The 21,759-nt window shown below is 60.4% G+C and carries 18 protein-coding genes; 5 read left to right on the forward strand and 13 right to left on the reverse strand.

Annotated elements, in window-relative coordinates; all coding sequences use genetic code 11:
- Nucleotides 1–183: 183 nt before the first annotated feature.
- Both AC54XV_RS14405 and AC54XV_RS14410 read right to left on the reverse strand, forming a co-directional pair.
- Complete coding sequence (locus AC54XV_RS14405; protein ID WP_024660133.1) at nucleotides 184–1,632, reverse strand: aldehyde dehydrogenase; 1,449 nt, start codon at nucleotides 1,630–1,632, stop codon at nucleotides 184–186.
- Nucleotides 1,633–1,698: 66 nt separating this feature from the next.
- Nucleotides 1,699–2,529 (reverse strand): p-hydroxycinnamoyl CoA hydratase/lyase, encoded by an 831-nt coding sequence (locus AC54XV_RS14410; RefSeq protein ID WP_003401024.1) that lies wholly within the window; start codon nucleotides 2,527–2,529, stop codon nucleotides 1,699–1,701.
- A 211-nt stretch (nucleotides 2,530–2,740) separates the two neighbouring features.
- Between AC54XV_RS14410 and AC54XV_RS14415 the strand changes: the two genes are divergently transcribed.
- Nucleotides 2,741–3,229, forward strand: a complete 489-nt coding sequence (locus tag AC54XV_RS14415) for a MarR family winged helix-turn-helix transcriptional regulator (RefSeq protein ID WP_003401022.1) — start codon at nucleotides 2,741–2,743, stop codon at nucleotides 3,227–3,229.
- A 29-nt stretch (nucleotides 3,230–3,258) separates the two neighbouring features.
- Here the strand turns inward: AC54XV_RS14415 and AC54XV_RS14420 are convergent, their stop codons facing one another.
- On the reverse strand, nucleotides 3,259–4,581 hold the full coding sequence (locus AC54XV_RS14420; protein ID WP_054091210.1) for an OprD family porin: 1,323 nt from the start codon (nucleotides 4,579–4,581) through the stop codon (nucleotides 3,259–3,261).
- 328 nt (nucleotides 4,582–4,909) lie between these two features.
- Between AC54XV_RS14420 and mhpT the strand changes: the two genes are divergently transcribed.
- Nucleotides 4,910–6,130: a 3-(3-hydroxy-phenyl)propionate transporter MhpT gene (gene mhpT / locus AC54XV_RS14425; RefSeq protein WP_032655723.1), complete on the forward strand. Its 1,221-nt coding sequence runs from the start codon at nucleotides 4,910–4,912 to the stop codon at nucleotides 6,128–6,130.
- Between the two features lie 330 nt (nucleotides 6,131–6,460).
- Nucleotides 6,461–7,891, forward strand: a complete 1,431-nt coding sequence (locus AC54XV_RS14430; protein WP_060409751.1) for an IS1182 family transposase — start codon at nucleotides 6,461–6,463, stop codon at nucleotides 7,889–7,891.
- Nucleotides 7,892–8,301: 410 nt separating this feature from the next.
- Here AC54XV_RS14430 and AC54XV_RS14435 read toward each other — a convergent pair whose 3' ends face one another.
- The 3 genes from AC54XV_RS14435 to AC54XV_RS14445 all read right to left on the reverse strand — a co-directional run bounded on the left by AC54XV_RS14435 (nucleotide 8,302) and on the right by AC54XV_RS14445 (nucleotide 11,669).
- Nucleotides 8,302–9,249, reverse strand: coding sequence for a SphA family protein (locus tag AC54XV_RS14435; protein WP_011267926.1), 948 nt, complete (start codon nucleotides 9,247–9,249; stop codon nucleotides 8,302–8,304).
- Between the two features lie 84 nt (nucleotides 9,250–9,333).
- Nucleotides 9,334–10,101 (reverse strand): coniferyl-alcohol dehydrogenase, encoded by a 768-nt coding sequence (locus AC54XV_RS14440; protein WP_003401012.1) that lies wholly within the window; start codon nucleotides 10,099–10,101, stop codon nucleotides 9,334–9,336.
- Between the two features lie 86 nt (nucleotides 10,102–10,187).
- Nucleotides 10,188–11,669 (reverse strand): benzaldehyde dehydrogenase, encoded by a 1,482-nt coding sequence (locus AC54XV_RS14445; RefSeq protein WP_058398308.1) that lies wholly within the window; start codon nucleotides 11,667–11,669, stop codon nucleotides 10,188–10,190.
- Nucleotides 11,670–11,946: 277 nt separating this feature from the next.
- Between AC54XV_RS14445 and AC54XV_RS14450 the strand changes: the two genes are divergently transcribed.
- Entirely contained in the window at nucleotides 11,947–13,710 is a 1,764-nt protein-coding gene (locus tag AC54XV_RS14450) for a sigma-54-dependent Fis family transcriptional regulator (protein WP_024642851.1), read from the forward strand.
- A 49-nt stretch (nucleotides 13,711–13,759) separates the two neighbouring features.
- On the opposite strand, the gene treS is transcribed toward AC54XV_RS14450, so the two are convergent.
- The 4 genes from treS to AC54XV_RS14470 form a co-directional block, all read right to left on the reverse strand.
- Nucleotides 13,760–15,823, reverse strand: coding sequence for a maltose alpha-D-glucosyltransferase (treS, locus tag AC54XV_RS14455; RefSeq protein WP_003401001.1), 2,064 nt, complete (start codon nucleotides 15,821–15,823; stop codon nucleotides 13,760–13,762).
- A 164-nt stretch (nucleotides 15,824–15,987) separates the two neighbouring features.
- Entirely contained in the window at nucleotides 15,988–16,557 is a 570-nt protein-coding gene (locus AC54XV_RS14460; RefSeq protein WP_229768885.1) for a substrate-binding domain-containing protein, read from the reverse strand.
- Nucleotides 16,554–16,853, reverse strand: coding sequence for a LysR family transcriptional regulator (locus AC54XV_RS14465; RefSeq protein ID WP_003400996.1), 300 nt, complete (start codon nucleotides 16,851–16,853; stop codon nucleotides 16,554–16,556). The genes AC54XV_RS14460 and AC54XV_RS14465 overlap by 4 nt, the downstream gene beginning before the upstream one ends.
- A gap of 226 nt (nucleotides 16,854–17,079) precedes the next feature.
- Nucleotides 17,080–17,685 (reverse strand): DJ-1/PfpI family protein, encoded by a 606-nt coding sequence (locus AC54XV_RS14470; RefSeq protein ID WP_010430079.1) that lies wholly within the window; start codon nucleotides 17,683–17,685, stop codon nucleotides 17,080–17,082.
- Nucleotides 17,686–17,827: 142 nt separating this feature from the next.
- Between AC54XV_RS14470 and ftrA the strand changes: the two genes are divergently transcribed.
- On the forward strand, nucleotides 17,828–18,781 hold the full coding sequence (gene ftrA, locus AC54XV_RS14475) for a transcriptional regulator FtrA (protein ID WP_003314848.1): 954 nt from the start codon (nucleotides 17,828–17,830) through the stop codon (nucleotides 18,779–18,781).
- Here the strand turns inward: ftrA and AC54XV_RS14480 are convergent.
- The 3 genes from AC54XV_RS14480 to AC54XV_RS14490 are packed head-to-tail and all read right to left on the reverse strand — an operon-like array spanning nucleotide 18,741 to nucleotide 21,758.
- Entirely contained in the window at nucleotides 18,741–19,931 is a 1,191-nt protein-coding gene (locus AC54XV_RS14480) for a serine hydrolase domain-containing protein (RefSeq protein ID WP_057457509.1), read from the reverse strand. The two genes, ftrA and AC54XV_RS14480, sit on opposite strands and share 41 nt — an antisense overlap.
- A gap of 3 nt (nucleotides 19,932–19,934) precedes the next feature.
- Entirely contained in the window at nucleotides 19,935–21,089 is a 1,155-nt protein-coding gene (locus AC54XV_RS14485) for an iron-containing alcohol dehydrogenase (RefSeq protein WP_024642854.1), read from the reverse strand.
- Between the two features lie 24 nt (nucleotides 21,090–21,113).
- A complete protein-coding gene (locus AC54XV_RS14490) occupies nucleotides 21,114–21,758 on the reverse strand; it encodes a LysE family transporter (RefSeq protein WP_024651053.1) in 645 nt (214 codons plus the stop codon).
- Nucleotide 21,759 lies beyond the last annotated feature (1 nt).

Raw genomic sequence — 21,759 nt, forward strand, 5'->3', positions numbered from 1 at the left:
GTGCGTTCTCTCCATCAAGGTACGCAGGCGCCAAACGCCATGCAGCAGTTCGGGCCGAGCGTTGCAGCACCAGGGCTGCAGCCTTGTTATTGTTGTGCCTGACTCACCGGAGGCTCAGTCTTGTGCAAAGACCGTTGCCGCCGGCCTGGAAGGGTTCAGATCGGAGGCCTCATATCGGATGCCTCATATCGGATAGTGCCGTGGCCCGTTCTGCAACGTCACCCAGCGCAACTGGGTAAATTGCTCGATCGAAGCCTTGCCGCCGAAACTGCCATAGCCACTGGATTTCACCCCGCCGAACGGCATTTGCGCCTCGTCGTGCACGGTGGGTCCGTTGATATGGCAGATCCCGGACTCGACCCGTTGCGCAAGCGCCAGGGCCCGGCTGGTGTCACGACTGAAAATCGCCGCCGAGAGACCGAAATCCGAATCGTTGGCCAGCCGCAACAGCGCCTCGTCACCGTCGCCGCGCAGCACCACGGCCACCGGGCCGAAGGACTCTTCGCGGTACAGGCGCATGGCGTCTGTCACGCCGTCGAGCAGCGTCGGTTGCAGAATGCTGCCCTGCAACTGCCCGCCAATCACCAGCGTTGCGCCACGCGCCACGGCGTCATCGATCAAGCCTTTGATGCGCGTCCCGGCACCCACGTCCACCAGCGACCCGAGGACCGATTCACTGTCATCCGGATTGCCAGCGCGCAACGTTTTGATCTTGGCCGTCAGCCTGGCAACGAAGGTATCGGCGACCTTGTGGTCGACGATCAGCCGTTCGGTGGACAGGCAGATCTGGCCCTGATTGAAGTAGGCGCCAAAGGCGGCAGCCTCTACTGCCGCGTCGAGATCGGCGTCGTCGAGCACCAGAAACGGTGCCTTGCCACCCAGTTCCAGGAGTGCCGGTTTCAGATACCGCGCCGACAGCTCACCGACGATGCGGCCTACATGAGTGGAACCGGTGAAATTGACCCGTCGCACTGCGGGGTTGGCAATCAGACGCTCGACAATCGCCGGCGCATCGGCAGGCGCATTGCTGATCACGTTCACCACCCCGTCACCCAACCCGGCATCCTGCAGCACCTGGCCGATCAGCCGATGCACGGCGGGGCTGAGCTCCGAAGCCTTGAGCACCACGGTATTGCCGCAGGCGAGTGGCATGGCAATGGCTCGCGTGGCAAGAATCACCGGCGCATTCCACGGCGCGATACCCAGGACCACACCACAGGGCTGGCGCAGCGCCATGGCAAAATTGCCGGGAACATTGGAGGGAATCACATCGCCGGTAATCTGCGTTGTCATGGATGCCGCTTCGCGCAGCATGTCGGCGGCCAGCCGTACGTTGAAGCCGTACCAGTTAGCCATTGCGCCGGTTTCGCCGGCAGCAGCGATGAACTCGCCGCTGCGGGCCTGCAACTGCGCAGCAGCTTCAAGCAGACGCGCCCGACGCTCGCCGGGCAGCATCGCTGCCCAGCCGGGGAACGCAGCCTGAGCGGCTGCGACCGCCGCATCGGCATCTTCCAGAGTCGCTGCGGCCACCCGTGAAACCACCTCGCCGGTCACCGGGTTGCAGCGTTCAAATGTACGTCCGTCACGCGCGGGGCACGACTGGCCGCCGATCAGCAGGGGCACGTCCAGCATGGTGATTCCTCTTTATTATCTTTATCAGGAACGACAGACTCGGCTTTAAAACTTCTGGTTACCCGACTAGCGTTTGTAAGCTTCCAGGCCAGGCTTGATGCTCTTGTCATCGAGGAACTGCTTCATGCCCTGCTCGCGCCCGCCTTCCTTGTCCAGCAGACGTGACTGGTCGAGCTTGGCGTACAGGTAGTCTTCGTTCTGCTCCCAGGTCAGTTCGCGGCAGCGTTTGAAGCCGTGCTTGGCGGCGCGCAGCACCACCGGATTTTTTTCCAGCAGATTATTGGCCAGATCGATGGTCACCTGACGCAGTTGCGCCAGCGGTACGCTTTCATTGACGAGGCCCATTTCAGCGGCCTTCTGACCATTGAAGGTTTTGCCGGTCATGATGTAGTACAGCGACTGGCGGTGGCCCACGGTGTCGGCCATGGCCTTGCTCACCAGGTTGCCGGGCGGAATGCCCCAGTTGATTTCCGACAGGCCGAAGGTCGCTTCATCGGCGCAGATCGCCAGATCACAGGCCACCAGCGGGCTGAAGCCACCACCAAAGCACCAGCCGTTGACCATTGCGATGGTTGGCTTGGCGTACATGCGTAACATCTTCCACTGCCACTGGGAGGCTTCGCGCCGGATTTTTTCCTGAAGAATTTCCGGTCCGGCATCCACCTCGCGGAAGTACTCCTTGAGGTCCATGCCAGCGGTCCACGCCTCACCCGCACCGGTCAGCACCAGAACCCCCGCATCGGGATCCTGCTCAAGGGTTTCCAGCACATCGATCATTTCGCGGTTCAGAGTCGGGCTCATGGCGTTGCGCTTTTCCGGCCGATTGAGGATGACCCACGCAATACCTTGCTCGATCTCGACCTTGATGGTTGACCAGCGACCTTCATATTTGCTCATGGCGATGCTCTCTTGTTCTTGGCTTGAAGATGACTCAAAGCTAAACCGCAAATATAGTTATGTCAATTAACTGTTATTCACATTAATCAAAATCTCGGCACTCCGCCCGAACAGGCTGGTCACAGTCACGTATGCCCCATAGCTATCGTTCGCCAACCTCGGCAAACTGATCGGCTGATTGACCCATCAAACCATAAGGACCGCATTTTCAATGGCCAAGCCATCTGACATCGCCGACGCCTGCCAGGCTCCCGTACAGGCTGCCGAGGCACGTTTGCCAACGGATTCTGCGCTGGATGATCTGATCGGTTATGCCATGCGCCGCGCACAGCTCAAGCTGTTCCAGAACCTGATCGGACGTCTTTCCGCACACGACCTGCGCCCGGCGCAGTTCTCGGCACTGGCGATCATCGAGCAGAACCCGGGTCTCATGCAGGCAGACCTGGCCAAGGCGCTGGCGATCGAACCGCCTCAGGTCGTCCCGTTACTGAACAAGCTCGAAGAGCGCGCGCTGGCCGTCCGGGTGCGTTGCAAGCCGGACAAGCGCTCGTACGGCATCTTTCTCAGCAAAAGCGGCGAAACACTGCTGCGCGAGCTGAAACAGATCGCCGTGGACAGCGACCTGGAATCCACTGCCGCGCTGGATCAGAAGGAACGTCAAGACCTGCTCAGGTTGCTGAAAAAGGTGTATCAATCGTAAACGGCTTCCCTGCCGTCAAGGCGGGGTGGTTACCAGAGCGGCAAGCTGTATTGCACGATGAAGCGTGTCTGGTTCTCGTCACGAAAGGCTGCACCTGCCGGGAAATCGTTGCGATAGATCGACTTGCGCGCCAGCAGCCCGACGTTCTTCAGTGGACCGCTTTGCACAACGTAGCCCAGCTCCATCTGAAACTCACGCTCCTTGCGATCATCGGCATTGAAAGCGGCCAGCTCGATGTTGTCGCCGCGCACATAACGCAGGCGACTGCGCAGCCCGACCAGCCCGACCGCCGTGAAGTCATAGTCGTAGATAGCTTGCCAGGTGCGCTCCTTGGCGTTGAGGAAGTCAGAGCTCATGGTCATCTCGCTCAGCCCCATCAGCTCGGTGCCCGAGACATAAGGCGTCGCCGTGTCGCCACTGGAATGCATGTAGCCAAGGCTGACGCTGTGCCCTCCCCACCTGTAGCCGAACAACGCGGACAGGTTCTGGTTGTCGACTTCGCCGGCTTTCGCGCTGCCGGTATCGCGGCTGAAAAAGCTGCGCAGATCGGTGGTCAGTTCGCCGTCGCCAATCGCCAGCTTGTGCAACAGGGCCAGAGTGTTCTGGGTATAGAGATCGTCTACTTCGGCGTGATACGCACGCAGGCTCAGGTCCTTGTTGACCTGATAATCGCCTCCGGCATAAGCCATGTGCGACGACGTTGCCGCCCCGTTGAAACGGCGGTTCGGTGAAGCGATGCTGATGGGCTGGTAGTTGCTGGAGTCACGCTTGTTGACGCGGTCGATGTAGCCCGCATGGAGGGTCAGGTCATCTATATCCTTCGAGGTCAGCGTGGTGCCACGGAAGGTCTGCGGCAACAGTCGCGAGGGGCTGGCGAAGGCGAATGGCAGGAAAATCGACACGTCACCGGTCTTGAGCGTGGTTTCGTGGAATTTCAGCTTGCCGGTCAGGGCCAGCCGCGAATACTCGTCAGCCGCCCGGCCATCACTGGCGGATACCGGCAACAGCTCGGTGCCGCTGCGGTCTGGCGAGGAATCCAGCTTCACGCCGACCAGCGCTCGCGCATCGAGGCCGAACCCCACCGGCCCTTGGGTAAAGCCGGACTCCGCATTCATGATGAAGCCCTGCGCCCACTCCCGAGTCGCAGTCCTGGTGCCATCATCCTTGTAATCGCGGTCCATATAATAGTTGCGCAGCGTCAGTGTGCCATGGCTGTCATCCAGAAAACCCTGCGCCTGTGACGGGTCGGGAATGGCACTGATACCCAGCAGGCCCAGCGCAAGGCCACAACGTTTTCCACGAAAAAAGGGAGCTGACACAGTGCTTGCTGCATCATGAGCGAGCTTCGACATGTTCGGTGTCCACTTATTGTTGTTGTTTTTGGAGTCGGTCCGGCGCTTGATTGCAGGTCCGTGAGCAGAGAATTGAAATATTCAGCGGCGACGTCAATCCAAACTGACCGATAATCGAACATTAATATGATTAACTAATTTATCGGTCGCTCAACATTACTCCTCTAACTCAATGTTTTTAAAAGACTAAGCCTGGTTTTTTACGAGTCTTTCGGCCAGATTCACTTTTTAGTTATTTTTGTTACCTTGATGAATACCTGTGACAACGCCTCGATTGGCGCTGGGGAACAGGCTTTTCTCCACAACAAAAACAACAATGAGGCTTGCCATGAACAGTCCGTTACGTCGATCGACGCTGACCATTGTCTTGTGTTTTATCGTTGCGCTCATCGAGGGCTTCGACCTGCAGGCTGCGGGAACGGCCGCCGCCGGATTGCGCCAGACCTTCGGCCTCGATCCGAAAATGATGGGCTGGGTATTCAGCGCCGGGATCATCGGGCTGCTGCCTGGCGCGTTCTTTGGCGGATGGATCGCCGATCGCATCGGCCGCAAGAGGATTCTGGTCAGCGCAGTGCTGCTGTTCGGGGTCTTTTCACTGAGCACTGCTTATGTCGAGAGCTTTTCCGGACTGTTGCTGGTGCGCTTCATGACCGGCCTGGGTCTGGGGGCCGCGCTGCCCAATCTGATCGCCTTGTGCGCAGAAGCCGTCAGCGAACGTCACCGCGGGCTGGCCATCAGCGTCATGTACGCCGGTGTTCCATTGGGTGGTGCCCTCGCGGCGGTTGTGGCCATGTTCACCAGCGAGCACTGGCAAACCACGTTCATCATCGGCGGTCTGGTGCCGCTGCTGGTAGCTCCGCTGATGATCCTGTTACTGCCCGAGTCCAGCGCTTTCAAACAGCAGACCACTGCTGACAGCGTTCGGTATTCAAGCGCCACTGCGTTGTTCGGCGAAGGCCGGGCGCGCACGACACTGGCTTTATGGCTTGGCTACTTCTTTACCCTGACCGTGATGTACATGCTGCTCAACTGGCTGCCTTCACTGCTGATCGGTCAGGGTTTCAGCAAACCGCAGGCAGGCATGGTGCAGATGCTGTTCAATATCGGCGGCGCGCTGGGCTCGTTGCTGGGCGGGTTGTTGCTCGATCGCTGCAATGGCATCAAGGTCGTGCTGTTCGTCTACGCCGGTTTGCTCGCGGCGCTGGCAGGCGTGGGTCTGTCGGTCGGTATCGTACCGATGGCCGTTGCCGGGTTTGCAGCCGGGGTGTTTGTCATCGCCGCGCAGTTGGTGCTGTATGCACTGGCCCCGCCCGCCTACCCGACCTCGGTACGTGCCACCGGTGTGGGTGCAGCAGTGGCCATCGGCCGTCTCGGTTCGGTCGCCGGTCCCCTGGCGGCCGGACAACTGCTGGGCGCTGGTGCAGGAACCGCCGGCGTACTGCTGGCTACCTCGCCAGGCCTGGTGATTGCCGCACTGGCAGCGATCACAGTGCTGTCCAGGTCAGTCGCCGTCGAGCAGCGTGAGCTCAAGGCTGCAGAGTCGAGCTGATCAAGACCCTCTTCGCCAACAAGCGAAGCGTCGCCCGGTCCACTCCCACGGCCTCCGGCCAGAATCAAAAGCGGATTTATGTATAACAATGAGCAATCCGTGTCACATCGTTCTGGGGGTTAAGTGAGATTTGTTTTAGATCTCAGGCTGCTTTTTTGATCGCGATGGCACTGTCGACGCAGAGTGCGACGTTAGTGACGGCTGAGTCCTGGCGCTGATCCGGGGGTAGCCTGGCAGGACGCCAGGCTAGCCGCACCGGGCCCAGACTGTGTAAAAACCCAAGGTAAACCTTTGCTATGATTCCCCAGGATTTCATTGCAAGGGTTGCCCATGAAACGCTTCATTCAAGGTGAACACAGAGGTCAAAGTACCTTGCTTCCCGAGAGTCTCGACGATTACGTCAGCGACACCAATCCGGTGCGCGTTGTCGATGTCTTTGTGGATGAGCTCGACCTGATCACCTTGGGTTTTGAAAGCGCTGTCCCCGCTGAAACGGGCCGACCGGCCTACCATCCTGCAGTCATGCTGAAGATCTACATCTACGGCTATCTCAACCGTATCCAGTCAAGCCGACGCCTTGAGCGCGAGGCGCAGCGCAACGTCGAGCTGATGTGGTTGACCGGTCGCCTGATGCCGGATTTCAAGACCATCGCCAACTTTCGCAAAGACAACGCAAAGGGCATTCGAGGAGTCTGTCGGCAGTTTGTCGTGCTGTGTCAACAATTGGGGCTTTTCTCGGAGCATTTCGTTGCCATCGATGGCAGTAAATTCAAGGCGGTCAATCACCGCGATCGCAATTTCACCAGTGCCAAACTGAAGCGTCGGATGGAAGAGATTGAATCAAGCATTGCCCTTTATCTAAAGGGGCTGGATGCGGCTGATCGGGAAGAGCCCAAGACTGCAGGCCCCAAAGGCGGCCTAGAGGAGAAGATCGCCAAATTGAAGGAGCAAATGAAGGCGTTGCAGACCATCGAGGTACAGCTTGAAGAATCCCCGGACAAACAAATTTCGCTGACCGATCCGGACGCGCGCTCAATGATGAGCAGTGGGGGAAAAGGTATCGTGGGTTACAACGTACAGACCGCGGTGGATACCAAGCACCATTTGATCGTCGCGCACGAGGTGATCAATGTGGGTCACGACCTTGATCAACTTAGTTCGATGGCCCAGCAGGCCCGTGAGGTGATGCAAGTCGAATCGTTGTCGGTGGTGGCGGACCGCGGGTATTACAAAAGCGGAGAAATCCTGGCCTGTCACGAGGCAGGGATCACAGCTTATGTGCCAAAAACGCTGAGCTCGCGGGCCAAATTTGATGGCCGTTTCGGCAATGACGAGTTTGTTTACGACGCGGACAACGATGTGTACGTCTGCCCCGCCAATCAAGTGCTGATCTGGCGCAACTCTTACATCGACAAGGGCAAGAAGCTGGACGTTTACTGGCGCTCCAACTGCCAGGCCTGCTCGATAAAGGCGCAATGCACACCGGCCAGAGAGCGAAAAATTCGGCGCTGGGAACATGAGGCAGTACTGGAAGAAATGCAGGCCCGCCTGGCTAACGCGCCGCAGGTAATGACCATCCGCAAGCAGACCGTCGAGCACCCCTTCGGGACTCTCAAGCAGTGGATGGGTGCAACGCATTTTCTGACGCGACGGCTTGGCGGAGTGAGCACCGAAATGAGTTTGAACGTGCTTGCTTATAACTTGAAGCGGGTAATGAACATCCTCGGCACGCAGAATCTTGTAAAAGCGCTGGCGGCTTGAAAAGCCTCCATTGCGCCCGATAAAAGGGGCTGTAAAGCGCTATTAACGGCCTTAAGGGCGGATTAGAGCGATGGCAGGACTTTCAAGGCGTTCCGGCTAGCCAAGTATCGTCTGCGCTACGCGCAGCCGATACTTGGGCTGGTTTTTACACACTCTGGGCCATGGATGGCCCGTTGCGGCGACCCCCGGATCAGTGTCAGGGCGAAGGAACCCGACGAAGTCGGGCCGGAAACAGGAGCGAGGGGCTTTGGTTACTTTGGCCCCATCAAAGTAACTCGCCGAGGGGCGAAAAGGTGACCTGAGCCGAACCTCAATCCACCTGACATCGCAGAACCCTTGTGTGACGCAGAGCGTCACGAACGGCATTCCAACGCGGAGCGTTGGAACGATAGTCAAAACATTCCAATGCCTTACAGCTTGTGCAGAAAATTCAGCACCAGCTTATTACCTTCGGTGCGGTTTTCCGCGCCCTGTTCGAAGTAACTATTGACCGTCAGCACGTTCTCCTTGTTAAAGGCATACAGGAAGCCAGGGCCAATGGCCCAAACCTTTTCCTTGCGACCGCTGACATCATGTCCATCCACCTGGGTGTCCGTGAACTGCTTGAGCCAGTAACCGTTGAGCCCCAGCGAAAGTTGCTCGTTAACCGCATATTGCAAGGTCAGGTTGGCGTGCAGCGCCTGCCCTGCCTGCGTATCGGAAACATTGCCGAACCCGGCTTGCGGGTCATCATTCTTGCCGTTCCACAAATACATGAAACGTCCGCTGGCCGACCATTTCGGCGAAAACCAGTAAGTCGCGGCGTAGTACGGGTTGAATGACCAGAAATTGCTCCCGGGGTTGATCGAGCGATTGCGATCGTAGGCACCGATCGGAATCGCAATGTCCGCCTCGATACGCTGGGTCAGCAGCGGACTGCCATCGGCACGGGTGATCGTCGGCAGTTGCAGAAACGGGCCGATGACCAGATCGCCGAAACCGGCGCGCGAACTCAGGGCGGTGTTGCCCAGACCGTCATCCACGTCGACATGCGCCAACGACGTGTTGATTGCGGTAATACCCGGCATGGCCCCATTGGCCATTGGCTGACCGACGTAGATGATCTGCGTAGTCACCGCCAATACATCCACGTCCTGTTTGGGAAGTTGCAGTTTGTCGCCATTCACGTCATTGAAGCGATTGGCCTTGGCATAGTTCAGATACTCCTCCAGATACCAGCCCGGCCCCGCAGGCGCCGGGGATCCGTCGTAGAAACTGGTGTTGCCCAGGTTGAGGCCGGGCAAGTCATAGGCGTATGCAGTCGATGACAGGGCGATGAATGATACGGTCGCAACGGTACGCAAGACAGACTTGGGCATCTTGTGATTCCTGTACTTATTGTTGTTGTTTTCAATAGCCCCGACGCCACGAGCGCGTCGCCGGGGTTGCAACACGTGCAGCCATTACACGTAAGAAGCGGCCAACCCTCCATCCACCGGCAAGTTGATACCGTTGACCCAGCGCGAGGCGTCGGAACACAGAAACGCAATCACCTCGGCCACCTCATCGGCCAGCGCAGGACGCTTCATGTGCAGGCCATCGCGGGTGACCCGCTCCTGGCCAACCATGCTGACAAAGTCTCCCAGAATCGGTGTGAACACCGGCCCCGGTGCCACGCAGTTGACGCGCACCGAATGATCGCGAAACCATTCCTGCGACTGCCTGAAGCTCCAGACGATCAGCGCTTCCTTGAAATACTGGTAGCAGGTTTCATGGGCGACCGGATTGGCCGCCAGCCACTCCTGCCCTTCGCTATAGCTTTCGGTGGCGGCCAGCGCCTTGTGCAACTCCAGCCTTTCCGGCCACTGTGAACCGAGTATCGACGCCACATTGACAATACTGCCGCCCGGCGCGATGCGTGGCAGCAAACGCTGGGTCAGGTGACGCAGCCCGAGATAATTGACCTGGGCGACCGCCTGAACGGGCGCTGTGCCGGGTACGCCGGCAATGTTGCACAGGCCGTCGATCTGCTTGGGCAAACGCTCGATCAATGCATCGATATTGTCTGGATCGGCGAGGTCCGCCTGGAAGAAACTGTCCACGGTCAACTGCGGTTCATGACGATCGATGCCGATTACCCGGGCACCCTGGAAGCGTGCCACACGTGCCAGCTCAGCGCCGATACCGGATGACACACCAGTGACGATCAGTGTTTTGTTATTCAGGTTCATAATCACGCGCTCTTATTGTTGTTGGATCACGTTTTGCCGTTGAATCACATCACTCGCTGCAATGAAGCATGGAATATCAGTCAGACTCAGAATGGATAGGCCGGTGCCTGGTTCTTCACCGTCACCCACTGCCATTGGCTGTATTCATCCCAGTCCGAGGGGCTGCCAGCACTGCTGCCGTTGCCCGACGCACCGCGCCCGCCGAACGAGTTGACACACTCATCGGCCACTGTCTGATCGTTGATGTGCAACATGCCGCACCTGAGTCGGTCGCCAATTGCCGTCGCGCGGCCGACGTCCGGGGAAATCACCGCAGCCGCCAGGCCATACTCGGAACGATTGGCCAGTTCGATGGCTTCCTCGTCTGTGGAAAAACTGACCACAACGGCCACCGGGCCAAAAATCTCTTCGTCGAATGCGCGCATGCCGGGTTTCACGCCGCTGAGCACGGTCGGTCGATAGAACAGGCCTTCATACTCGCCACCGGTTTCCAGTCGCGCACCGGCCTGCAGGCTGTCACTGACCACCTGATGCACGTGCTGCAACTGCCGTTTGTTGATCAGCGGCCCCAGAGCAGCCTCACCGCGTGCCGCGTTACCCACCGTCAGCGCCCGCGCCTTGTCCGCCAGCTTGCGGGTCAGGTCGGCGACAATGGATTCGTGCACCAGGATCAGCCCGGTGGCCATGCAGATCTGCCCCTGGTGCAGCCAGGCACCAAACGCCGCATTGCTGGCGGCCAGATCAAGGTCGGCGTCTTCGAGAATGACCAGCGGATTCTTGCCGCCCAGCTCCAGCGACACTTTCTTCAGGTTGCGGCCCGCAGCCTCGGCAACCTTGCGTCCGGCCCCGGTCGAACCGGTAAAGGTGATCATCTGCACGTTGGTGTCGCGGCACAGCGCTTCGCCAGCATCAGCCGAACCCGGCAGCACGTGCAGCAGCCCCTTGGGCAGGCCGGCTTCCTCGAACAGCCGGGCGATCAGGAAACCGCCGCTGATCGGCGTCTGCGGATCGGGTTTGAGCACCACGGCATTACCGGCAGCAAGGGCCGGAGCGACCGAGCGCAGGGACAGTACCAGAGGAAAATTGAACGGCGATATCACCCCCACCACACCATGCGCAACACGCCGCGCATAGGACAGACGACCGGCCTGACTCGGCAGCATCAGACCATGGCCATGGGCCTGTGACAGCATGCCCGCTGCCTGACGCAACAACACGATGGTCTCGTTCACTTCGTGCTGGCCCTTGTGCAGGCTGCCGCCGGTCTCGCGGGCGACATACAGGGCCAGTTCATCGAACGCACAGACCGCATGATCGGCGGCCAGAAGAAATATGTCGGCCTTTTCACGCGGCCCCAGCGCCGCCCAGGCAGGTTGGGCCAGCGCGGCTTCTCGGCAGGCGACGGCAATGTCTGCGGCACCGGCCATGGCTGTGTTCATCAACAGCTCGCCGGTCGCAGGCTCGATGACGGGCAAGGAAGGAGACGAGGAAGGAATCCAATCGCCATTGAAAACGCATTCGGCTTCAATCGCGCGTTGCAACAGAGGGGTGCCATCAGACGCTGACATATTAACTCCGGCTTTTATGGTTGTAATCGCCTGCCCCATTTGCCATGGGAAACATGCGCCGTACGTACGTCAGAGCAAAGGCTGTGCCGGGATTGTAATCCGACCATCATGTCATCACTCGACCGCTTTGGGACAAGGGTTTGCGACGACCTTATTGAAGCGTCGAGCCCCTCAGGCAGAAACTCTACGCGGACACGCTTGTTCATTTGATGAAGTTATGTTTATTGATCAAGCCTTAATTTGATCATTTCGACCATTGCCCGGCCGAGGTACATCCATGAACAACCCTCACTGCGAGCTGCCCGATCACAGCGTCCCCACCGAGCATTTCTCGCCTCGCGGCGACAGCAGTCAGACGCACGCAGGCGACTCGCCAACCGCTGAGGAATTGACCAGTTGCCTGTTCTTCTCGCCTGATGATGGGCGCATCTGGCTTAACGACCAACGCATGATGCTGCTGCATACTTCATCGTTCGGCACCCTGCGCCGTGAAATCATCGAACGGCTGGGCCTGGAACAGGCACGCGGGATGTTCACCCGTGCCGGGTATCTGTCTGGCGCGCGGGACGCCCGATTGATTCGCGAACGCTGGCCACAGGCTGACGCCTCGTCGGCGTTTCGTGCCGGTACGCACTTGCATACCCTGGAAGGCATGACCAAGGTCGAGCCGCTGCACTTCAAATTCGACGCCGAGTCGGGGTTCTACGAGGGGGAGTTTCTCTGGCATCACTCGTGCGAAGCCGACGAACATGTTGCAGCGTATGGCATCGGCCAGGACCCGGTGTGCTGGACCGAAATCGGTTACGCCACGGGCTTTGTCAGCGGCCTGTTCGGGCAGATGGTGGTTTTCCGCGAGGTGGAATGCCGGGGCATGGGGCATGCGAACTGCCGTGTGGTCGGCAAGACCTCGGAACAATGGGGCGATGTCGAACGCGACCTGAGCTACCTGAGAGCGGTCAACTCACCTGCGCCAGTACACAGCGTCCCGACGCCAGCGGCGAGCTATGAGGCAAGCCCGCCGACCGGCACCGACCAGCCGCTGGTCGGCGCAAGCGCTGCCTTCAATGCGGCCACCCAGGCGTTGCAACGGGTGGCGATGACCCCGGCAACCGTATTGATCAGCGGCGAGTCCGGAGTCGGCAAGGAAATGTTCGCCCGCCAGTTGCATCAGCTCAGCCGCAACCGCGAAGGCCCGTTCGTTGCACTCAACTGCGCAGCCATCCCCGACAACCTTATCGAGGCCGAGCTGTTCGGTGTGGAGCGAGGGGCTTATACCGGGGCAACGCATTCCAGAGCCGGGCGTTTCGAGCGGGCCAACGGTGGCACGCTGTTTCTCGATGAAATCACCTCTCTGAGCCTTGCCGGGCAAAGCAAGCTGCTGCGCGCCTTGCAGGAACGCGAGATCGAGCGCGTCGGCGGGGTGCACGGCATCAAGGTCAACGTTCGAGTGGTGGCGGCGACCAATGTCGACCTGCGCAAGGCGGTGGCCGAGGGCGATTTCCGCGAAGACCTGTTCTATCGCCTGAACGTCTACCCGATCGCCCTGCCGCCACTGCGCGAGCGCCGCGATGACATTCCGCTGCTGATCAATTTCTTTCTCGGGCGCTTCTGTCAGGAGTACGGCAGGACGCCGGCCGGATTGACCATGCGCGCGCTGAAGACCCTGCTGGGTTATGACTTTGCCGGGAATGTGCGCGAATTGCAGAACCTGATCGAGCGCGGCCTGATTGCCAGTGATGAAGGCCAGGCCATCGATCTGGTGCATATTTTCCGCAACGAATCGTTACCACAGGACACCTACTCGCTGAATCACCATGGAGCACTGCGTCAGGCATCGACTGCGGGCGCACAGCAGGCACCTGCTACCTCGCTGCTGGATTCCCTTAATCAGCCGGATCAGGCGTTCTCCATCGACGAGCTTGAACAGCGCCTGATCCAGGAGGCGCTGGACAAGAGCGAAGGCAACCTGGCGGCGGCCTCGCGCTTGCTGGGCCTGAGCCGCGCCCAGTTTGCCTACCGCCTGAAAAAGCGCCAGCCCTGAACAGCCTGATTCAGTTTCACGCGCAGCCAGTCCGGCTGCGCGTGACACCTCAGAGTGGCAAGGCGCTGACCACACGCAGAGCCAGCCCTTCGTAGGCATCGAGGGTGATGGTGAACTCGCCCTGCTCGGTCAGATCGCCTTCAACACGCTCGTTGATGATGTCAACCACCGGACCCGGCGCAATGCCAGGCAACTGCAGCGTTTCGACGATCGTCTCCGCGCTGAAATTAAGCGCAGTGATCTGCGTGCCCTTGCCGGCCGGCAGCTCATGGACCATGACCAGCAGCCCTGGATGCTCGACATCAGGAATCAGAATCTGACGGCTTGCCGCGATGTCATAGGCGCGGCGCACAGCGAGAATCTTCTTGAGCTGCGAGGCAAACGAATCTGGACGCTGGAGTTGAGTGACCAGGCTGCCGTACAACGTCTTGGGACGCGGCATGTCACCGGCAGAAAACTCGGCTTCCGGGTCGAGATCGACCAGATCGTAGGCGCCGCGGTGAACCCAGCGCGTGTCGCCATCCTGCATCAGGTGGTCGACCTGCTCGGCCGGCAGCGTCAGGGCACCGACAAGGTCCCAGCCAGACAGGGCAAACACGCCCGGCTGCATGGCGTTGTACATCACCAGCAGCAGGTGAATGTGCTGGATCTGCTGAATGTCGGCATCGGTAATGGTGCTCAGGTCACGAATGCCCAGCGCTGCAGTGATGATGCTCGCCGTGGTGCAGGAGACGCCGTTGGTGACGAACTTGAGGTTGTACGGCGCGTGTTCGCCGGACAGCTTCTCGTACATCTCCTCACGGATGTGCTCGCGCAGGATGTTGCCCGGGAACGTCTGGCCCTGGTAATGGAAGGTATCGTGGGCGTGCAGCGTCCAGAAGTGCACCAGTTCCAGGGTCAGCTCATCGTGGTTCTGCAAGGCATGGATCAATGACGCCGGATCGATGCCATAGGCATGCACCTGGCGCAGCATCAGGCGCAGGAATTCGGTGGTGCCGGTCAGCAGCGCGTGTTGATAGGCCGGCCGGGTAATGAAGTCGTAGGACAGATCCGCGCCACCCTGCCCCATGGAGGCAATGTCATCGATGGTCAGGTTCAGCTCCTGGAAGCTGAAGCCGCCGGCCTTGCGGATCGCGCCGGCCAGAAGCTGGTTGCCGGTGATCGACAGCGGATGGCTTTCCGACCAGGCGGTGCCTTCGGCGCGACGTTCGACGCCAAGGAAACCGTTGGCGTCCAGGCGCAACACCCGGGCGCCCATGACATCGATGGCATGCAGCGCGTCACCGATGATCATCTGCTGCGCGGCGAAGCTGGGGTCCAGCCAGTTCAGGGACGGCTGGCCGTCCTTGAAGTAATGCAGGTAAACCCAACGGCGGGCCTTGCCATCAACGCCCTGTACCACGTCGGTGGCGCTCCAGTCGGTTTCCTTGACCCCGGGCTCGAAGAAAATCACCCGCTGCAACTGGCCGACGATGTAGTGCTTGTCGCGCAACTGATCCACCACATCGGGCATCAGGTTGACCGCATCGCGGCCCGCTGGCACTTCAGGCAACAGCTGCCAGTCTTCCTCACGGATCTCGACCATGTGGAACAGGCCGGGGTAATCCTCGTACGCCATCTCGGCCAGGCGGAAGTCTGCGCCCTTGCCGGTGTGCGACGGGATGATGTCGTCGATGATCACCGCGTTGTGCGCTGCGGCAATGCGCGTCAGGCTCAACAGTTGCGCTTCGGTACCCAGGTCCGGGTCGATGCCGAAACTGATGCGGTCGAAGTTGCCATCGATACTCGGCGTGCGCTCGCGCCCCTGCAGTCCGCCGGACAGCTTCAGCGGCCCGTTGTGAATGCCCTGAATGCCGATTTCCGACAGTGCATGCCACAGCGTTTCATCACCCAGCGCTTCGAGCACCGAGCCGCCTTCGCGGGTAACGATTGAGGCCGGGTAGGCGGTGAACCAGACCGAGGCGATAGCGGAGGCGTCTCTGGGACGTGCAAGGGCGAAAGGACGCTGCCAGAGCCTGCCCTGCCCCGAATAGGTCTTGGCGCGCTGTCTTGCCGCGTTCAGCATCGATTGCTCGACCAGCCATTCCACGTACTGCTTGTCCGGTATCGTCATAGCGTTCAGTCTTCCTCTCGAATCGGCGACCTGAGACGCCCCGCGTGCGGAGCGTCCTGAATGTATTGCTTACGGATATGAGCCTTGCCGGCCCGATTCGTTGCATTCGTATCGCGTTCAAAGGTTCGTTGAGGGCACTGTGACAGTGTTTTGTGACACCTCCGTCAATGAGACTGAGGGTTCGAGGCCGGTGGTTTTTTCAGCGCCTGAATCACGGCATTGGCGGCGTTGGACAGCAATGAGGCAGGCCGCGCCACAACGCTGATCTGGCGCATCACGGTCAGCGGCAGCGGGATCGACTCCAGCTCGCGAAGCCGTCCGTTCAACAGCGCGCCAGGCACAATCGAGATGCAATGTCGCTTGGCAACCAGGTCCAGCAGCGTGTCCAGGCAACTGAGTTCGCCGCGTTGACTGAGCCGTACCTGTGCCGATGCCAGTTGCTGGTGCAGGCGCTCCACGCCCGGATGCCGCCAGGCCACATAGCGCGACACCTGCGCAAGCTCGGCGAAACACTGAGCTGCCCCCTGCTTGCTGCGCGCCGCCACCAGTACGTAGTGGTCCGACCAGCAATGGTGCTCGAGGTAATGCTCGTCCAGCACAGCACCCGGCAGGATGAGAATATCGGCCACGCCCTTTATCAATGCGTCCAGCGACGGATGCTGTTCGCTGCGGTGCAGCACGTTCAGATGAATATCGGGGTAATGATGGGCGAGAAAGTCCAGCGAGGTACTCAGGCCGGTCTCGCGGATGTGCGAGTGGTAATGAATGGTGACGCTGCCACTGACCCCATTTTTTTTAGTTGTTCGAGCGTGGCCATGATATTTCCCAGGGTCTGGCTGATGACCTTGCCTTCAGGGGTAAGCGTGCAGCCTGTGCGGCTGCGAATGAACAGGCGTTTTTCGAAAAAATCTTCGACTTCCTTGATCGCATAGCTAATGTTCGACTGGCTGCAGCCCAAAATGGCGGCGGCCTCGGAGAACGAACCGTGCTGTGCGACGGTTTGAACGACTTTGAAGAAGTGGGTTTTCATGTGTCCTGCACTCTGGTTTTGCAAAGGTGGGTGCGGCCCTGCCGCTGAGCCAAAGGCTCGGGAATACAGGAAACCCCCGCCGAAACACCGAGCTGGCCGGTTTATCGGCTGTTCGAATGAATGTCTCAAGCGGGGGTAAGGCGGACGCTGGCTATCGCGTTGAAGCGCTGGCTATGCACATTTCGCGCACATAGCCTCTTCAGGGGTATCCGCAGCGCGACTGGACTCAGTCGTTCTCGGTCCAGTCGAAATCCATTTGCAGCGCGGTACGTTCGGCCAGCTCACGGCTGTGCAGACGCTCGACCAGGTGCAGGCTCATGTCGATACCGGCGGAAATACCTGCCGAGGTCACGAACGAGCCTTCATCGACCCAGCGCAGCGTGCTGAGCACGTCCACCGACGGGAACATTTCCTTGAGGTCGTCGATGTCTTCCCAGTGGGTGGTCACCTGCTTGCCGGCCAGTTTGCCGGTCCTGGCCAGCAGGAAGGCGCCGGTGCATACGGCAGCGACCACGCGGCCAGGCTCCGACTGATCGCTGATCCAGTGAATCACGTCGGGCTTTTCCAGTTCAGCGGTCACGACGCCACCCGGAACGATCAGGCAGTCGACGGGCGGATGGTCGTTGATCGAGAAATCCGGATCGACCTTGAGCCCGGCGCGGGCACGCACTGACGCGGTGCTGCGGCCAATGGTGAACACGTTGAACAACTGCCGGTCATCACGGCTGTTGCGGGCGTGCATGCGGGTTGCGGTGGTGAATACTTCATAGGGGCCAGCGAAGTCGAGAACCTCGACGTCGTCATAAACGTAGATACCGATATTGAGTGGCACGAGTTGGCTCCAGGGCCTGCATGGCAGGCCACTTGCATCATAGTGAGGGTTAAGCGGGTTTCAGCGGTGACACAGAGCAGATTACTCAGTAGCATCACGTCAAACTACTGGCTGAAATGCCAATATCCGGTAACATCGCGCCATGAAAAATCATCTCGTCGTCGCACTCATCTACAACCAGCTGTGCACCTTCGAATTTGGCTGCACGGTTGAAGTCTTTGCGCTGAAAAGACCCGAGCTGGGCGTCAGTTGGTACGAGTTCGCGACCTTCCCGGTCGACGACGGCCCGATCACCGCTGCCGGGGGCATCACCATCGTGCCCACACCCGGCGAGGTGCTGCTGGAAAACGCCGACACGATCATCGTGCCGGGCTGGCGCGGGGTTGAATCAGAGGTTCCGCAACGGCTCATCGAACAGCTCCAGGCGGCTCATGCACGCGGCGCGCGAATCTGCTCGATCTGTACCGGGGCCTTCGTCCTGGCGGCGGCCGGTCTGCTCGACGGGCATAAGGTGACGACCCACTGGCGCTACACCGACCTGCTGGCCACCATGTACCCGGGCCTGACCATTCAGCCCAACGAACTGTATGTGGATCAGGGCAGCATCGTGACCGCAGCAGGCTCGGCTGCCGGGCTGGACATGATGCTGCACCTGGTGCGCAACGATCACGGCTCGCGCGTTGCCAACATGGTTGCGCAGCGCATGGTCATTCCGCCGCATCGCGAAGGCGGACAATCGCAATATGCATCCCGGCAACTGGTATCGGCCAGCGACGGGCCGATTTCCAACCTGATGGACTGGATTCGCAGCGACCTGCAGCGCCCCCATACCATCAAGGAAATGGCCTCACGCGCAGCGCTCAGTACCCGCACCTTGCACCGCAGCTTCATGGAAAGTACCGGGCTGACGCCTTACGACTGGCTGCTCGGTGAGCGCATTGCCTACGCCAAGGAACTGCTGGAATCGTCGAAATTGCGCCTGAATGAAGTGGTGGACCGCGCCGGCTTCGGCTCCGAAGAGTCGTTTCGCCGGCACTTCCGCAATCTGGTGGGCATCAGCCCGAGCAGCTACCGCAAGCAATTTGCCCGGGCCTGACCCCCAGCTTGGGGTAAAGCGCATCGACGATTGCGTCGGCAAACTCGCCCCACGCGCCGGCAACCGCCGTGTTGGTCAGGACCACCATGCTCAGCGCAGCACGCGGATCGACCCAATAATGACTGCCATACAGGCCGCACCACGACCAGGTTCCCGCCCCCTGCCGCTGCCCGGCAAGCACTGGATCGATAAGGATCATCGGCCCCAGCCCGAACCTCCAGCCGGGCCCGCGGCTGGCGATGATTGTCTGGCCAATCGCATTGCCCAGCAAGCGCGCGGTACCGGCTTCACTCAATACCGGCGCGCCGCCGAGACGCAGGCATTCGAGCAGCCGCAGATAGTCATCAGCCGTGCCGAGCATTCCCGCCCCGCCCGACTCATAAGCGCATGAGTCAAAGGCGCGGGCTGCGGACAGCCGCGCCCGGCCGCTGTCGAGCAACACCCCATCGTCATCGCCGATACGCTGCGGGCCACTGACCCCATCCTTGTAGGCGCTGGCCAGCGGACATTCCGGCAGGTGCCTGAATGAGGTCGCATGCATGCGCAGAGGCACGGTGACCCATTTATCGATGGCTTCTGACAACGCCAGCCCCGTGGCCTGTTCGATCACTGCACCCAATACATCCGTGGCCAGCGAGTACCCCCAGGCGCTGCCGGGCTCAAACAGCAAGGGCACACGCGCCAAACGCCTCAGGTTTTCCTGCAGGTCGAACGGTACGCGATCCAGCCCGTCCGACACCCCGGCGCGCTGATAAGCGTTATCGGGCGCTTGCTCAAAGCCGTAGCTCAAGCCCGACGCGTGTGACAGCAGGTGCTGCAGCGTGATGAGCGGCTCGCGGCCATTGGCCAGATGCGGTCGAAAGGCTGGCAGCCAGTGCGTCACCGAAGCGTGCAGATCCAGCACACCCCGTTCGCAGAGCCGCAACACCGCGACCGAGGTCAACAGCTTGGTCAGTGAGGCCAGACGAAAACGCGTGCGGCGGGTGACCGGAATCTGCTGTTCACGATCGGCCCAGCCGCGCGCACTGGCGTATTCCAGACGCCCATGCCGAGCCAGCAACAGCACGCCACCGACGATCCGACCCTGCTCGACGAAACTGCGCCAGACATGGTCAAGACGCTGTATCCCCGCCTCGTTCAGGACAGCCATGGTTCACTCGCCCCTCACTGCACGGCTGAAGATCTGCGCGTAGGCCTGCGCCGAATGGCGAATCGGGTTGGTGTGCGAGCAGCCATCGGCGAAAGCCATCCGCCCGACCCGCTCGGCGTCGCGATCGTCGATACCGATCTCGCCCAGCGTATGTGGAATGCCGATCTGCTCGCGCAGTGTCAGCAGCCAGTCCATCACCCCGGAGAAACCGGGCGACGGCAACCGCAGGTAAACCGCCAGATCGTCCATTTGCGTCTGCAGCACCGAGCGATTGGCCTCCAGCACGTAGGGCAGCAGGATTGCGTTCAGCAAGCCATGATGCTGGTCGTAGAGCGCCCCAAGGCTCTGCGCGATTGCGTGTACGCCGCCCAGACCGCGCTGAAACGCGGCCGCGCCGAGGCTGGAGGCCACCAGCATCTGCTGCCGCGCCTCCAGGTCCTGCCCGTCGGCGACGACACGCGGTAAAAACGCCTTGATCATCTGCATGCCCTTGACCGAAACCGCTTCGGCCATCGGGTGCCAGGCCGGCGAACACCAGGACTCCATGCAGTGGGTCAAGGCATCGGCGCCGGTGGCGGCGGTCAGGTGCCTGGGCAGGTCGAGTGTCAGCGTCGCATCCAGAATCGCGATGCGCGGCATCATGCGAAGGTGCAGAATGGTGCGTTTGACCTGCGCCTGCTCATCGGTAATCACCGACGCACGCCCTACTTCAGAGCCGGTCCCGGCCGTTGTCGGCAGCGCAATCACCGGCGCAATGCCATCCGGATCGGCGCGCAGGTGGTTGTCGTTGATGTCTTCGAAATCCCATAACGGGCGGGTCTGGCCCGACATCAGCGCGACTGCCTTGGCAGCGTCCAGCGCCGAGCCGCCGCCAAACGCAATCACACCGTCGTAGCCTCCGGTTCTGTAAGCGTGCAGCCCCTCGGCGACGTTGGTGCCGGTCGGGTTGCCCTTGACCCGGTCAAACAGGCCGCAGTGGCCCAACTGACTGCGGCAGTCCTCTACGGCGCCGGTGATCATGTCGGTGCTGCCGAGAAAGCTGTCGGTGATCAGCAGCGGACGTTGTATGCCGGTCACCCTGCAGGCGTCGGCCAGTTCGTTGACGCGTCCTGCGCCTGCGCGGATGGAAGTCGGGTAGTGCCAGTCGTTGCGGTGCATTCAGGTATTCCTTTACAGGTGATTTCAGTGAGTGAGGCCAGCAGGCAGCAACCCGATCAGCAGGCGCAGACCGAAAGCGATCATGAACAGGCCGGTGACGATGTCGATGGCCTTTTTCATGCGCTGATAGCGCGTCTGTACCGCGGGGATCGAAAACAGCGTGGCGAGCAGCACGAACCAGGCAATCGCCAGCACCGCGATGATCGATACACCCGCAATGCGTACCCACATCGGCATGCCCGGCGTGGTCACGGTGGTGAACACGCTGGTGTAGAACGCCAGCGCCTTGGGATTGGTCAGGTTGGTCAGCAGGCCGAAACGATAGGCGCGGCTCAGACTGCCAATGCCCAGCGCAGCGATGTCCCTGGGTTTGGGCTGGCTGCCGGCACTGCGCAGGCTTTTGCTGCCGAGCCAGGTCAGGTAGGCACCGCCGAGCAATTGCAGGGTCGGTTGCAGCCATGGCAACTGTTGAAACACCAGCCCCAACCCGGTAGCGGCCAGCAAGGCCCAGAGGATGCTGCCCGAGGCAACGCCCAGCCCGGCACAGATGCCCTGCTGCCGTGACTGGCTGAACGAGAGTTGGGTGATGACCAGAAAGTTCGGACCAGGGCTGATGATCAACACGATGAACGCCCCAGCGAGGGCGGTCAGCAAAGTGATTTCTTGCATA

Source organism: Pseudomonas fragariae (ex Marin et al. 2024) (assembly GCF_059621105.1).